We start from the raw sequence: 15,555 nt of genomic DNA, 5'->3' as shown, positions 1-15,555 counted from the left end.
CCCCGCTCCCACGCTCCTCTGCTCCCCTCGCTCCCCCGCTCCCCCGCTCCCCCGCTCCCCTGCTCTGCGATCGCGCCACTAGCGGCAGGTGTTATTGCTAAACTTACTCCTAAGAGCACTAACAGCCAATTGTAGTATTTATGTAATATAATCGATAGTAAAGGCATCCGGCGTTCCTCCGCGATTGGTGCGATCGTAGGCTTGCTTATTAGACTTATCAGTAACTTCTGTCGTATAGTTTATAATAGGGATTCGACTGCTTGTCTAAATCCCTATTAGGGATTCAAACCATGAACAAAATTGTAGTAGGCCTCTCTGGTGGGGTAGATAGTTCGACAGCAGCCGCAATTTTACACCATCAGGGCTATGAGGTGGTGGGATTGACTCTGTGGCTGATGAAGGGTAAGGGTCAGTGTTGCTCTGAGGGCATGGTTGATGCGGCCCAGATTTGCGAACAATTAGGCATTCCTCATGAGATTGTGGACAGCCGGGATCTGTTTCAAGCAAGTATTGTAGATTATTTGGTGGAGGGTTACGGCGCGGGAATTACGCCGCTACCTTGTTCGCAATGCAATCGGACTGTGAAGTTTGGCCCGATGTTGCGCTATGCTCGCGAAAAGTTGGGAATTGAGAAGATTGCGACTGGTCACTACGCTCAGATTAGTTACGATGGGTCAGTAGATCGCTATCAATTACGGCGGGCTGTGGATTCTACGAAAGATCAGTCTTATTTCTTGTACGATTTGACACAAGAAATGCTGGCGGGTTCTGTCTTTCCCTTGGGGGATATTGCGAAGACAGAAACTCGGCGGATTGCGGCTGAGTTTGGGTTGAAGACTGCTGATAAGGCCGAAAGTCAGGATTTATGCTTGGTGGAAAGTAATGGTTCCATGCGGGCCTTTTTGGATAAGTATATTGCGCCGCTTAAAGGTGACATTGTTGACAAAGATGGGCGCGTGTTGGGCCAACATGATGGGATTCAACATTACACGATTGGCCAGCGGAAGGGTTTGGGGATTGCATGGGCGGAACCGCTTTATGTGATTGGTTTGGATGTGGCCCGAAATCGGGTAATTGTGGGCGATCGCGCTTCTGCTGCACAAAATGAGTGTATTGTCAATCGGGTAAATTGGGTTTCGATCGCGGAACCAGGAGCTCCCATCCGGGCGGAGGTACAAATTCGCTATCGATCGCACCCTGTACCGGTGAGTGTGATTCCTTTGCCAGATGCTAGGGTAAAGTTGATTTTTGATGAGCCGCAGTTTGGTATTACCCCTGGACAAGGGGCTGTTTGGTACGATGGAGATATTTTACTAGGCGGCGGAATTATTGAAAGTCAAGGTTCTTGACAATCCCTGGTTTAAAGACAGGGGTATTGTCATAGCAACTATATCATGTCCGGCAAATTACTTACGATCTGTCATTGCGAGCTCCGCGAAGCAATCACAAGGTGTTGGGATTGCTTCGCTTCGCTCGCAATGACAAGTATTTAACCGGACATGATATTGCAGGATTTTCGGGGCTCTAGAAACCGGGTTTTTGAGAGAATCTGTGGTAACAACGAAGTATTTTCGTCAAAAAACCCGGTTTCTTTAGTTGGGTCGTAAGTCCTGAATTACCAATTACCAATTACCCATTACCCATTACCAATTACCAATTACCCATTACCATCAACCCAAACCTAAATCGGTGACAGCCCCCACACTACTCGAAGAAACTAACTTTGCATATTTAGCCAATACGCCAACAGTATAGCGGGGTTTAGGAGCCTTCCAATTAGCGCGTCGCCGCTCTAATTCTGCATCCGAAATATTAATTTGCAACAAACGACCAGGGGCATCAATTGTAATAGAATCTCCCTCTTCCACAAGTGCGATCGCGCCTCCAACTTGGGCTTCCGGTGCGACATGACCTACAACCATTCCGTAAGTCCCACCAGAGAAGCGTCCATCAGTAATTAACCCCACAGAATCGCCCAAACCAGCACCAATAATTGCCGAAGTTGGGGCCAACATTTCCCGCATTCCCGGCCCACCTTTTGGCCCTTCATAGCGGACGACAATCACATCTCCAGCTTTGATCTTTCCTGCTAGAATTGCATCTAAACAGTTTTCCTCAGATTCAAATACCCGTGCTGGACCAGTAATTACTGCTTTCTTAATACCAGTAATCTTAGCAACTGCACCTTCTGTTGCCAGATTTCCCCTCAAAATTGCCAAGTGTCCTTGGGCGTACATGGGATGATTCCAAGGGCGAATTACGTCTTGGTTAGAGCGAGGTTCCGCAGGGACATCTGCCAAAACTTCGGCAATAGTTTGACCTGTAATTGTAAGAGCATCACCGTGCAACAAACCGCGATCGAGGAGCATTTTCATCACTTGCGGAATGCCACCAGCTTGATGTAAATCTGTAGCGACATAGCGACCACTAGGTTTAAGGTCGCATAGCACTGGGACTTTAGCTCTGATCGTTTCAAAATCATCAATAACTAATTCTACGCCAGCGGCATTGGCGATCGCTAACAGGTGTAGCACTGCATTTGTCGAACCACCTACCGCCATAATCACCGCGATCGCATTTTCAAATGCCTTGCGAGTCAAAATCTGGCGCGGAAGTAACTGCGATCGAATCGCCTCCACCAACACCATCGCCGATTTTTCAGCACTTTCAGCCTTTTCTGCATCCTCAGCAGCCATCGTCGAAGAATAGGGCAAACTCATCCCCATTGCTTCAAAAGCCGAAGACATCGTATTGGCAGTATACATCCCTCCACAGGAACCCGCACCAGGGCAAGCTTTGCGTTCAACTTCCAACAATTCTGCATTATCAATTTTGCCAGCACTGTATTGACCAACAGCTTCAAAAGCACTAACAACAGTCAAATCCGAACCATTATGATGCCCCGGTTTAATCGTGCCACCATAGACGAAAATAGCAGGTATATTCATGCGGGCGATCGCAATCATCGCCCCCGGCATATTCTTATCGCAGCCGCCAATTGCCAGCACCCCATCCATGCTCTGGCCATTACAAACCGTCTCAATCGAATCAGCAATCACCTCCCTAGAAACCAGAGAATATTTCATCCCCTCAGTCCCCATAGAAATACCATCGCTAATCGTAATCGTACCGAACATCTGGGGCATAGCGCCCGCTTGCTTCACCCCAAATTCCGCCTTCAGGGCCAAATCGTTCAAACCCATATTGCAGGGAGTAATCGTGCTGTACCCATTGGCAACACCTACAATCGGCTTAGTAAAATCCCCATCGCCAAAACCGACGGCCCGTAACATCGCTCGATTAGGCGATCGCTGAGTTCCTTGAGTAACAACGTGGCTTCTAAAATTTTCCGACATGATCTATTTCCTTTGTCTGTTCACTGGCGGCAGTTGACCGAAGCCTGCGAACATTCAACAGTCAACACTGACATCTAGGATTAATTGTCTCAGAATCCTTGACAGTTTGGATCGCCGTAGAGGAGATAGTCTTGGGTATCGCCAATAACCCCTGAAAATCACAAGTTGGAGCCAGAATCTGTGCCGATCTGGGATAATCTCTGTGATTTACAATACCCACGACTCTCCAATAAGACTTACGCTTACAGTAAGGCTAGTTGCTAAACCGCTCAGAGGGCGGGGTTACGAGCAAGTCTTGGCTTAAGTCTTATCCAACTGAAAAAATTACGAGGCAAATGACATGGAGGCCGATGAAATTCTGAGGCAATATGCGGCCGGAGAAAGAAATTTTCGCGAAATCGACCTGATGGGCTGCAACCTCAAAGGAGTAGACTTGAGCGATGCCAACTTTAGTCGGGCAAACCTGCAAAAAGCCAACTTGAGCGGAGCATTACTCATCGGAGCTAACCTGCGAGAGGTGAAACTCATCGGGGCTGAGTTGAGCGAAGCCAACCTCAGCGACTCTAACCTCATCGGTACTGACCTCACAAACGCTAACCTGAGCGGAGCTAATCTCACTGGGGCTAACTTGCGGGGTTCAATGGCGAGAGATATCAACCTGAGCAAAGCAAATTTAAGCGGAGCAAACCTGACAGAAGCCAATCTAACGGGAGCAAATTTATTTGCAGCCAACCTAACGGAAGCAAGCACGATCCGCACCAACTTAATTAAAACAGTTCTCAGTTGGTCAACTCTCAAGGGAGCAAACCTCACAAACGCTCTTTTGAACGAATCAGTTCTAGAGAGAGCTAACCTCACTCAGGCAATTCTCAGCGGCGCATCCCTTAACGGTGCTAACCTCAGCGGGGCAGACTTGCGGCAAGCGATCGCGATCGGTTCTAACCTCAGCGATGCTAACCTGACTCAAGCAAACCTGAGAGTAGCAAATGTGAGTTGGTCAACTTTGCGCGGAGCTAATTTGACCGGAGCTAATTTGTACCGAGCCAAATTGAATTGGTCAAATTTAAGCGGGGCGATTCTAGTAGAAGCAGTTTTGATTGACGCGAACATAGATCGCGCCAACTTCCGGGATGCAGATATGAGAAGGGCAATTATGCCCAACGGTACTACCTATGATTAGGAGTCCTTTAAAAATGGAAATTCTTTAAAAAATTACAATTAGGAGTTTTTACTTTTTGTATTTATTGCTGCGAGTTTATTTCTGCACAAATTATGTGCTATGCCAGAAGTAGGACTACCCGCGCCTGCACTGGCTAAGAGTTTAGGAGGAAGCGCAGATGGATGCTAGAGAACTGCTCGATCGCTACGCATCGGGACAAAGAGATTTTGCTGAAGCAAATCTGATGGGCGCAAACTTAACAAGGGCATTTTTGGAGGGGGCAAACTTAGCAAGAGCGTCTTTAGCCGGAGCAGACTTGAGTTGGGCATCTCTATACGAAACTAACCTCTCAGGCGCTTTCCTCTACAGCAGCAATCTGAGTTTTGTGAAGCTAGGGAAAGGGTATCTCACCAATGCCGACATGACAAAAGCCGATCTCAGAGGAGCTTTTTTAGTCAAGTCGGAACTTACGGGAGCGAAACTCAGCGGAGCGACTCTGGCGGGGGTAAACCTACGCTCTGCTAACTTGTCAGGGGTGAATCTGTGCGGCGCGAATCTGAGCGGGATTAATCTGCGCTATGCCAAGCTCACAGGAGCTAACCTGAGTTGGGCCAATATGAGCCGAGCTAGATTGAGCGGAGCTGTACTGGATGGAGCCAATCTTACGGGCATCAACTTTAGTAAAGCTCATTTGGTGAATGTTGACTTTCACGGGATGGACTTGAATGGAGTTAATTTTAGCGAGGCAAAACTTAAAGATGCGAATTTTTGCGCCTGCAACCTCACAGCAACTAACTTCAGCGGTGCAGAATTACAACGGGTGAATTTGCAGGATGCGGCTCTGAATGGAGCTAACTTGAAGGAGGCTAATCTTAATGAAGCTAATTTGAGTTATGCAATTCTGATGAGGGCTGACTTATCTGGCGCTATTTTGAGTCGGGCAGATTTGAGCGCGGCTAATTTTAATTTAGCTATTTTACACGAGGCGGACTTGAGCGATGCGAACCTGGAAGGAGCTTATTTTTGGAAGGCGGATCTTTCACAGGCGGTGCTAAGAGGAGCTGATTTACGTAATGCCAGTCTTAGAGGAGCTACTATTGAGGGGGCAGACTTGCAGGATACGAATTTGAATGGCGCTACCTGGCCTAATGGTAATATTTGCGAATAAGGGCAGGCTCAGGATTACTTGCTCTCGATGACAAAAATACCTTGTTTTTGTGTAAGTCCTACAAACAATATTTTTAGTGAGTCCAGATTCGGAATAAGCTGGAGTAAATAAGGTTAGAGGAAAAGCTAATGATGATGAAAGCGGAAGATATTATGACTACAGAAGTAGTCACCATTCGTGGTTCGGCAACAGTAGCTGAGGCGGTGGCGATGATGAACGATCTATGTTTGCGTGCCTTGATTGTTGAACGCCGCCACGAGCAGGATGCCTACGGGATAGTGACTGAGACAGACATTGTTTACAAGGTAGCAGCTTTTGGAAAAGACCCGGCAAATGTTCGTGTCTATGAGATTATGACTAAGCCCTGTATTGTGGTAAATCCTGAGTTAGGCGTGGAATATGTGGCTCGTCTGTTTGCCAATACTCGGATTCGCCGCGCTCCTGTGATTAAAGATACGCTGGTGGGGATAATTTCAATCACTGATATTCTGAATAAAAGTGATTTTGTGACTAAACCAAAAAGTGTTTTACTAGAACAACAAATCGAGAAGGCGATCGAAGATGCAAGAACGGCTTGTAGAGAGAAAGGCGCTACTTCTAAAGAGTGTGCTGTTGCTTGGGATATTGTGGAAGAATTGCAAGCTGAAGCTTCTCACCAGCGAGCCATAAAGATTGAAAAGACGGCATTCGATCTCTATTGTGAGGAGAATCCAGAGGCAGCAGAAGCGCGGATGTACGAGAGTTAAAGCTTTATAAGCAGTAACAGGACTTACCCACGCTTAACGTAACGCCGCCCGGAAAGGCGGTCAAGTCACCGCCTTTCCGGGCGGCGTTACTAATGGTTTTACCTATGTTACAAAAACTCTTAAACTAATCCCACTAAAGCCTCACCGCGCTGATAAAATGTACGGGCATAATCAGTCCACATTCCTTGTCCCCAGTACCGAAAACAGCTTGTTTGAAGTAATAAGTTATACATCAAAGCTTGCTGATATTCAGGTTGCTTAGTTACTGAAGAATCTTGCTGTAATAAAGGGTCATACTTTTTGTGAAAGGCAGCGCTGAGTTGAGTCATGGGGCCTAAAACATTTTCATATCCTTTAACCCAACTCAAATCATTTGTCCAAGAAGCGCCGTCCATGTGAAAATTGTGGTCTGTTTGTTTCAAATCTTCTATCGCTTTTTCTACTGCTTCTGGCGTAGCATTTTCCGGCGAAACTCGCTGCCATATTTTGTGTTGATTAACTGCTTGACAAGGGGGATAATTGTCAGGATTCACGCCTGCTGCTTCAATTATCTCTAAATATTCAGTGCCATTAAGGGCGACAACGCCTGATTTTCCGCCGCCTTGTTCGCGGACTTCATGGCAAGCTTTGAAGAAAGCACTAGGAAATTCATTCATCATTACACCGCCATTTTCCCCGTCAGCAATTTGAGTAACTAAAGAGGGAATAGTAATGTTATCAATTTGTTGTTTGTTCCGCCCTTTTGCCTCATAATAGGGCTGCATTTGACCGACTAATTTAGTATCAGAACCTTGGGTTTTAATCAAGATAGTAATACTGACTATTTCGCCAGAGGAATTACGGGCGACTAAACGATTGGGTATATATTTTTGATCCTGTTGCAGAGACGAACCGTCTAAATTTTCGATTGAATGTTCCTGCACCATTAGCCAACGATAGCCGCATTCTTTCAGAGCCTTAATATATTCATAGAGGGTATCGGGATGATTTGGTAAGTGCATTTCTGGAGGAGAAAACCCTTTAACTCGCTTCAAAGCATCGTAGCCAAAAATAGCAGCAAAGTGATGTTGCCATGCGACTATTTGTAGTTTAATATCGGGAATTGGGGTAGAGGGAACAACGGCGTGACTCCACATCGTCCCTAACCATTCTACATAAGGTTGATACTGAGGATCGCAGGTAATTCGTTTGAGATTGTTGAGTATATCTTCGCGGCCCATTTGGTGCAATCCCCACAACAAATTACCTGAATAATCAAGCATAATTCGAGGATTACATCCTTCAGCAATCAATTTAGGAATAAATTCTCCCATCCGGCCATAGCAATAGGCAAATACCTCTGCATTATGGTTGTCTCCTTGGCCGGGATGTTCAAACATATACTGGAGATTGCTGATTGAGGAACCATTAATTCCCGCAGGTACGGTGGGTTGGTGCATATGTAAAGCACAGGCAAATCCCGCCGCAATGTCTTTGAATTGTAAATTTGTGCTGGGTAAAAATACTGGCAGATTTTCTTGAACTGTGGCACTGATTTCTGCTTCAAAACCGCATATATTGGGTGATTCTGAGTTTAATTCTTCTAAAACGGGTAGGCTGAGAGCTGGAGTTTGTGTAGTCATTTAATTTTCCTTGCTATTCACTGCCATTATACTATGATGTGAGCTTTTATACAAACTATTCCCAGGCTTGTAACTGGTTAATCCAATTTTGGACTAAAGCGGAAATCCGATCTCTCCGCGTTTCAAAAGTGGCCGCTATCCAGATAAAAACAATCCCAAAGCCTAAACCGATTACCCATTTAATAAAGGGATAGTCGAAAATTAGAATTACTAACTGATAGAAAGCATTGATTAAAAACACTACGCTACCAATGAAAAGAAAAGCCCGGATTCGCAAGCCTAAGCCAGCTAAAAGTGCTGCTAAACTAAACATTCCTGGCACTAAACCATTGCCGTGCTGAGTTAGTAAAGCTACGCCGCAAATTAATCCAGATCCTACCATTCGCAATAGATGTCTAGTATCTTTTTGCTGAGGTAATTTAAGTTCAGGATCTACTTGAGCAATGTATAATAAAGTGAATCCTAAAGGTGTTACGTATAACTCTGGCTGAGTTAATCCTATGCGATCGAACCAGCGCCAAAGTACCCAGTCAATAAGTAGGGAACTAATGTAAGTAAAGCGGATTTGGTTGTTATCCCAATCTAGGAAGATATAGAAGGCGGCTGTTATTAGTAAACTAAGAAGGTGAAATTCACCTCGACTTTCTGCAATGCCAATTATTGGTAGGAGAAATGCGACTACTTTCCAAGGTTTTTTTGACCAACCCCAAGTTTCCCAAGGTAGGATGTAGATACAATAGGCAATTACTGATGCGATCGCAGTTTTCCACAAAAATAGCGGCCCCGTAATCAAGCGGAATACAGGTGTATTCAGCCAGTAAAGCCTAATAGCAAATGCTTCAATCCAACCGATGTAAACCCAGGCTTCTCCCCATTGAGGATAAGGATGATTGCGACCTTGAAAAATTGCATATTGAACTAGAAAAGCGCCAGTTCCTAATCCTAAAAACATCGCTGATTGAATGGGATTAGCTGAGGCTACAACTAGGAGTAAGCTACTACTAATCCAGTGGATGTGAGCAATATTTTTTATTTCTTGGGGGGTAAGGCGCAAGTAATTAATTAACCAAGGATAAAGCAGACGATAGGCATAGACAATCGTAGTACCCAGAGTTGCTAAGGCAATTAATCCATCGCCAATAGCGCCGCCTGATAATTGACTGAGTTGATAAATTAGTAATTCGCAGGCAGAAAGGGAAATGCCAATTATTCCCAAATAAACAAGGGGTTTGAATTCTGGTTTCCTTCTACCAACGCCGATAATAATTAAGGATATGCCTAAAGAAGTTAAGCCAGTCCAACTGGTGAAAGTGTGCGATCGCAACATTAATCCCAATGTACCATAAAGCAATGGTATAATATGAATACTAGGGAAAATGTCGCGATTTGGATCTCTATTTCTCCACCAATCTCCTAACAGTTGAGTAACTAAACCCAAGGCGATATTTGCAATTGCTAAATAAACAGTTTGACTGTCTGTAAAGCCTAATATTTCTGCTGTTAGTAATTCTAACGCCCAAGCTAATCCGTAAATTGCCCAATGTGAAGGTTGTTGATAGCTACGGTAAGCAATAGCTGCTATGGTTACAAGGAGTGTAATAATAGCTTGAATTGATGGACTAAAAGTAATATAAGTGAATTTTCCGTACAAACCAAAAGAGTGAATTGTTACACTTACTAATAATAAGCAACAGATTAATATCGCCCAATTATCTGCGGCTTTTGCGTAAATTTGCTGGAGTGGTAATTGGTTATTTTCCCTCTCTCTAACGCTGGTAGTACCAATTAAAAAATCGCGAATTAGCCACAAACTGGTAAGCCCGATCGCACCTACTATTAACCAAGCTGATGCTGATTGTCTGGGAAATCCTAGCACTCCTTCTAAAAGTAAACTACCGCAGAAAGTTAGCCCAAATCCTATGGTAGTTACTGCTAAAGAAGATAGGGGTAAATAGTAAGTATTGATTAACATCAACCCCGTTGCTATGCTTAAACTAATTAATCGATTTCCTGGTGAACTTAGCGTCAGAACTTGAACAGCTAGCAAAGCAATTGTACTTAATACGATTGCTGTCCTTCTTTGACGTGAATCTGTGTATTTGCCAACAGTAGTTAAAGCTATAGGTGTTACTAGCCACGACAAAGACCAATCCAGATAATTTAGAGAACTTTTGTATGACGTTGCATAATAATCGGTTAATAAAATAAAGCTCAATCCAGCTAAAGCTAATCCTAAGTGCCAACAACTTTTGACGGCTAAAGGTAGTAGATTTAGCCTAAAATCGCTCACTGTTTCTACGTTGGCATTTGCTTTGACAAATAATCCCCATTCTACTAGCATTATTGATAGCATGATTATTGACCATAGGGCTTGATTGAGAGTGGGAAAAAATAGGTGTATCCCAGAAAATATTGTTGACAAGCCGATAATGTGAGTTAGGTAAACGGGGATTTCAATGTTAGGACTTAATGGTGTGAGATTAGGTGTAGATAATGAAACTTGATTAGAATTATCTGCGATCGCATATTGCCATGTCACCCATCCTAAAACTAAGGTAGAGCATAGTAAATTCAGAGTTAGTAGGAGAGGTTCGATCGAACTGATAATCGTTAAAATTATCCCGAAAAAAAGTGCAATTCCTTCTCCAAAGCCAGCAAGTTGAGGCTGTCGCTGACGATACAACCATTGTGTTAAACTAACTGTTAAAATTAGGTAAGGAAATAGCGCTAGGCTCAGCAATGTCCAAGGATTTTCCTCAGAATTAGTGAGTTGAGTTAAAATAGCTAGAGTTTGTGTTTTAAATTCAAAGGGAATTAGCCGCCAAAATAGCAAAATTGCCTGAAGTCCAATCCCAAATAAAATTAACAAATCAATCCGTCGCCAGAATCGAACTAAGCGACTACTAAAAAACCATAAGGCTAGGCCGCTAACTGCGATCGCTTGACCTGGAATATCCCATATAGAAACCCACCAGCCGATAGCCAATAAAGCGCCTCCCACTGCTTCCCAGTTGAATACTTTTGCAGGAGTAGGCTGGGCAGATAAATCACCTTTTTGTTGTTGGTCTAGCCACGCTAAAAGCGCCCCACAAATACCCAACGCTAAACCCAATTGATTGATTTCTATACCTTTAACAAATATGGCTCTTCCTAGCAAGATTGCCAAAGCATAGACTACTAAAGCTGCTTTTTTAGAAGGAAGAAAATCGGTTCTTAAAGCTAATATTTGGCTTACATCCTCTCCCTCTCTTAGAGTTGATTTCGGCTGACGAGTTTGATAGAATGTAATAATAGCTGTGCTAATTGTCCCCAAATAAACAGCAATTAATGCTCCTCCCGGTAATATCCAGCCTGAATGCAAATAACTCAAAGCTAAATGATTGATTGCAGTTAATTTATTGGTTTCTTGTTGTCTTTCCGATTGCTTTTTAACGAGTTTCCAAGTAATAAATGTCAGAATTAAGGCTGCCACTAATGCTACTACCCAATTTAAGGGATATTGCCATAGTCCAAAGGTATCCATTGCCCAAAAATTGATCGGTACTAACAACAGCGTCACCAGTTGCAAAGTTTGAGCTGTCAATTGCAAATTATTCTGTTTACTAACCCAGGTGCTAATAGCCCAAAATGTCAAAGTATAACCTAGTAAAACTCCATATTGTCCAGCAGCAGGAAAACGCTCCCACTGAGAAGCGGCGAGAACTCCAGAGGATATTACTACTAAAAATACTCCTAAAAATAACAACCAAACTACACTGAGTTCTGCCATAAGTGACTGCAAAACTGATGTAATAAAATTGGGAGTAGCCGGAGATTTTACCTGTGTTTGGGGAGTGATGTTAGCAGGTAAAAGGGGCGTTGTTGTTACTGTAGGAATTCTAAAAGGCTCGGCGGCTGGTTCTGGTAGGCGACATACTAGGTATTTGTAGCATAGTTGTTTGACCTGAGTTTCTGAGAGTAAACCCAGATGCAGCCAAGCATCTAGACCGGCTAATAATTGCGGGTGGGAAGCTTGAACAATCAACTCAATTTCATTCGGCTGACTTGGTGGGGAGGACATCAGTTCTAGCTTTTATGATTTGGTTTGTTTCCAGTTTACAGCAGTTTTTAACAAAATAAGAAATTATCGATCGCTCTTAATACCAAGAGTGTTGCAACTCTATTTTGATCTTGAGGTAATATGGAGATAATTTCTAGGAGGCGATAGACATGACAACCGTTTGAAGTCGAAGCAGAATATCAAATTGTTTTACAGCAAGCAGAAGAAATTCAGCAATACTGGGAAGATCGTAACCACGAACGTTTTGCCCAAATTGCAGCAATGCCTCCAAAAGCTGAGCAATAAGCAATTCGCGCTAAGCTTAAAGCTTGGAAAGCTAAAATTGAGTCTGAGGAGTAAAGCTTGACAAACAAAAGTTGTATCCAGTAAAGTCTACTATCTAATGTGGCTGTTATTTAATAAATGTCGGTCAGCGGTGAGGTTCTCCATGAAATTTGATTTGACGAAGGGGCAATTGATAAAGTGGAATGATGATAGGGGCTTCGGATTTATTAAACCTAGCGCAGGTGGTAGAGAAGTATTTTTGCATATCAGTGCCGTAAAAACAAAGGGTCGCCGCCCAAAAATTGGAGACACAATTTTCTATAAATTGACAAGGGGAACGGATGGAAAATTTTGCGCTTCTGATGCTTCAATTCAAGGCGTTATTTCTCAATCTTCAACTACACAGAAAATCAAGACTTCGCCAGCTAAACGGAAAAGAAAGAAAGGTGGGTTGCTCGAAACTACTATTGGCGTTGGGGTTATAGTTACCATTGGGCTTTTTCAGATGCAGTCGCTCCCTAGTCGTTCCCCTATGCCAATTACATCAATTATAAAACCAAACTGTGTTATCAAAGGTAACATCTCGATTTCCACAGGGAATAAGTTTTATCACGTTCCAGGGATGGAGGACTACGATGGAACAATCATTGATTCTGCAAAAGGAGAAAAGTGGTTCTGCTCTGAATCAGAAGCGGTAGCAGCAGGCTGGCGCAGAGCCCCAAGGTAGTGTCACCAGCCCAATTAAGTGAGAATAAAGAGATTGTCTGCGATCGCAAACCCATCTCTACACGATCGCGCATCTAATCCAACTTTTCCCCACTTAGAATAAAAATGGGATCTACAGCCGCAAAAGTTTGATGAATCCCCCGCGTTTCCAAACGATTAACCGCCGACTGCACCACCTCAATATTGCGAACTTGTAACTCTGCAAACCCTTCAGAAAGAGCATACAAACTCTCTAAATTTCCCGCAGTAGCAACAACTCGACCTTGGGGTTGCAAATACCGCCAAACTTCTTGGAGAATGACTTTAAGTGGCCTACCTCCCTCAATACAAACTCGGTGAGGGCGAGAGGGCAAATCTTTAAGGCATTCTGGGGCACTACCTTCTATTACTTCTACGTTTTTGAGCTCAAAGCGATCGCAATTTCTGCGAATCAAACTCGCTACTTCCTCATCGCGTTCTATGGCAATAATTTGACCTTTAGGGCATAATAAACCTGTTTCAACTGCGATCGTTCCAGTCCCCGCGCCAATGTCCCAAACCACCGAGTCTGCTTGCAGACGTAAATGGGAAATTAACAGCAATCTACTTTCTCGCTTACTCATCGGAATGCCGGGTAAACGCTCAAATAAATCATCAGAAATACCGGGGGTAACATAGGGCCAAAGCATAATAAGAAGGGGCTAGGGGCTAGGGGCTAGGGACTAGGGAAAGAAGGGGTTAGAGGTTAGGGGTTAGGGATAAATATAGAAAAAGGGGTTAGGGGCTAGGGAAGAATATAGAAGAACTATCTAACTCATAAAGACACTCTCTTTAAGAAAATCAAGAGTAATGCTAGGGGTGCTATAGATTTTTGTGAATAATTCTATCACTTTGATAGTGTAGAAATATTAATAATTAATCTTTTACTACCTTAAACGTTTTGAGGGTTGGATCGCTGCATCCTGTTATACATCCACCCAAAATCAAGACTTCTTGTAGATATTCTACCGCTTCCTGGGTGATGATTTCACCGGGAATCAAAATTGGGATTCCAGGGGGATAGGGACAGATGAGCTCAGCACTGATGCGATCGCAAGCCCTATCTACTAATACCACCTCCGCCGTTGCAAAGAAAGCGTCGCGCGGGGAGAGGAGATGGGGAGAGGGGGAGAGAGGGAGAGGAGGAGATGGGGAGAGGGGGAGATGGGGAGATTTTTCTAGTTGATTGTCGTTTCTTTTTACATTTTTCCTGCTTAAATTTCGGTGGGAAATAGTCATAAAAGCTTCAATTAAACGATCGATATCTGACTCTGTATTTCCCAGACTGATAATAAATGTTAAATGCTTTAACATTGGTAATTCAGCAGTCACACCTAATTCTTCATTGAGAATTTCATCAACTGCAAAGCCACTCAATCCTAAATCTGAGATTTTAACAGTTAATCTAGTTGAATCTAAGCTAACAAAACCAGGAGTATTTAAAAGTTCTAAAACTGATAATCCTGGAATTTCACTAAGGCGCGATCGCGCTGTCTCAGCTAACATTAAAGTTCGCGTCATTAACTCTTCTCCATGCAGTGCCATTTGCTGACGAGCTGCATCTAAAGATGCTAAAAGTAGATAACTAGGACTGGTAGATTGAACCAATTGTAAGGCTCTATTTAGTCTAGAGATATTAATATAATTTCCCTGAACGTGCAACATAGAAGCCTGAGTCATCGCACCCAGAACTTTATGAGTAGATTGTACCGTTAAATCTGCACCACAACTTAAGGCAGTTCTTGGTAAATCTGGATGAAAATTAAAATGTGCGCCGTGCGCTTCATCTACTAATAAAGGAATATGATATTGATGTGTAAGTTGCGCGATCTCCTCTAAATTTCCACATACGCCGTGATAAGTTGGATAAACTACCATCACCGCTTTAGCATCGGGATGTTGTTCTAAAGCAATTGCTAAATTTTTCGGTGTAATACAGTTAGCTATATCCCAATTAGCATCATATTCAGGATTAACAAAAATTGGAATTGCACCAGAAAGAATTAAACCTGAAATAGCCGATTGATGGATATTTCGAGGTAAAATAATCTTGTCTCCCTGACTGCAAGTAGCCAAAATTGCAGCTACTATTCCGCAAGTTGAACCGTTGGTTAAAAACCAAGTAAATTCTGCACCAAATGCCTCAGCAGCTAACTGTTGCGCTTCTAAAATTACACCTTCGGGAGCAAATAGGTTATCTAACTCTGGTAACTCCGGCAAATCTGCTCTAAATACCGCTATTCCTAACAAGTCCGAAAGGGGTTTTGATATGCCTACCCCCAGCTTATGTCCAGGTGCATAAAATGGTGCATTGGACTTATTTGTACAATCTCGTAAGGCATCTAGTAAAGGCATTTTTACTTGAGACTTTATACCTGACACGCTTAATCCTTTTAATCTACAGGACTTAGGTATTGTAACGATGTAACAAGGTTT

The 15,555-nt window shown here is 43.3% G+C and carries 10 protein-coding genes; 5 read left to right on the top strand and 5 right to left on the bottom strand.

Annotated features, from left to right (window positions below):
* Nucleotides 1-290 precede the first annotated feature (290 nt).
* On the top strand, nucleotides 291-1,349 hold the full coding sequence (gene mnmA / locus OSCIL6407_RS0114615) for a tRNA 2-thiouridine(34) synthase MnmA (protein ID WP_007357106.1): 1,059 nt from the start codon (nucleotides 291-293) through the stop codon (nucleotides 1,347-1,349).
* Between the two features lie 321 nt (nucleotides 1,350-1,670).
* Here the strand turns inward: mnmA and ilvD are convergent, their stop codons facing one another.
* Nucleotides 1,671-3,356, bottom strand: a complete 1,686-nt coding sequence (gene ilvD, locus OSCIL6407_RS0114610; protein ID WP_007354182.1) for a dihydroxy-acid dehydratase — start codon at nucleotides 3,354-3,356, stop codon at nucleotides 1,671-1,673.
* A gap of 340 nt (nucleotides 3,357-3,696) precedes the next feature.
* On the opposite strand from ilvD, the gene OSCIL6407_RS0114605 reads away from it, so the two are divergent.
* From OSCIL6407_RS0114605 to OSCIL6407_RS0114595, 3 genes are all read left to right on the top strand, one after another.
* On the top strand, nucleotides 3,697-4,536 hold the full coding sequence (locus OSCIL6407_RS0114605; protein ID WP_007354181.1) for a pentapeptide repeat-containing protein: 840 nt from the start codon (nucleotides 3,697-3,699) through the stop codon (nucleotides 4,534-4,536).
* Between the two features lie 157 nt (nucleotides 4,537-4,693).
* A complete protein-coding gene (locus tag OSCIL6407_RS0114600; RefSeq protein WP_007354180.1) occupies nucleotides 4,694-5,683 on the top strand; it encodes a pentapeptide repeat-containing protein in 990 nt (329 codons plus the stop codon).
* 128 nt (nucleotides 5,684-5,811) lie between these two features.
* Nucleotides 5,812-6,429: a CP12 domain-containing protein gene (locus OSCIL6407_RS0114595; protein ID WP_007354179.1), complete on the top strand. Its 618-nt coding sequence runs from the start codon at nucleotides 5,812-5,814 to the stop codon at nucleotides 6,427-6,429.
* A 119-nt stretch (nucleotides 6,430-6,548) separates the two neighbouring features.
* On the opposite strand, the gene OSCIL6407_RS0114590 is transcribed toward OSCIL6407_RS0114595, so the two are convergent.
* Complete coding sequence (locus OSCIL6407_RS0114590) at nucleotides 6,549-8,051, bottom strand: hypothetical protein (protein WP_007354178.1); 1,503 nt, start codon at nucleotides 8,049-8,051, stop codon at nucleotides 6,549-6,551.
* Nucleotides 8,052-8,106: 55 nt separating this feature from the next.
* Nucleotides 8,107-12,111 carry a hypothetical protein gene (locus OSCIL6407_RS0114585; RefSeq protein ID WP_007354177.1) on the bottom strand — a complete coding sequence of 1,335 codons (4,005 nt, stop codon included), beginning with the start codon at nucleotides 12,109-12,111 and terminating at the stop codon, nucleotides 8,107-8,109.
* A gap of 427 nt (nucleotides 12,112-12,538) precedes the next feature.
* On the opposite strand from OSCIL6407_RS0114585, the gene OSCIL6407_RS0114575 reads away from it, so the two are divergent.
* A complete protein-coding gene (locus tag OSCIL6407_RS0114575) occupies nucleotides 12,539-13,102 on the top strand; it encodes a cold shock domain-containing protein (RefSeq protein WP_007354175.1) in 564 nt (187 codons plus the stop codon).
* A 73-nt stretch (nucleotides 13,103-13,175) separates the two neighbouring features.
* Here OSCIL6407_RS0114575 and cbiT read toward each other — a convergent pair whose 3' ends face one another.
* Nucleotides 13,176-13,769 (bottom strand): precorrin-6Y C5,15-methyltransferase subunit CbiT, encoded by a 594-nt coding sequence (cbiT, locus tag OSCIL6407_RS0114570; RefSeq protein WP_007354174.1) that lies wholly within the window; start codon nucleotides 13,767-13,769, stop codon nucleotides 13,176-13,178.
* Nucleotides 13,770-13,995: 226 nt separating this feature from the next.
* A complete protein-coding gene (locus tag OSCIL6407_RS0114565; protein ID WP_019487372.1) occupies nucleotides 13,996-15,474 on the bottom strand; it encodes an aminotransferase class I/II-fold pyridoxal phosphate-dependent enzyme in 1,479 nt (492 codons plus the stop codon).
* Nucleotides 15,475-15,555 lie beyond the last annotated feature (81 nt).

This window comes from Kamptonema formosum PCC 6407, from assembly GCF_000332155.1.
Taxonomy (GTDB): Bacteria; Cyanobacteriota; Cyanobacteriia; order Cyanobacteriales; family Microcoleaceae; genus Kamptonema; species Kamptonema formosum.
This window is presented reverse-complemented; position numbering and strand designations above follow the sequence as displayed.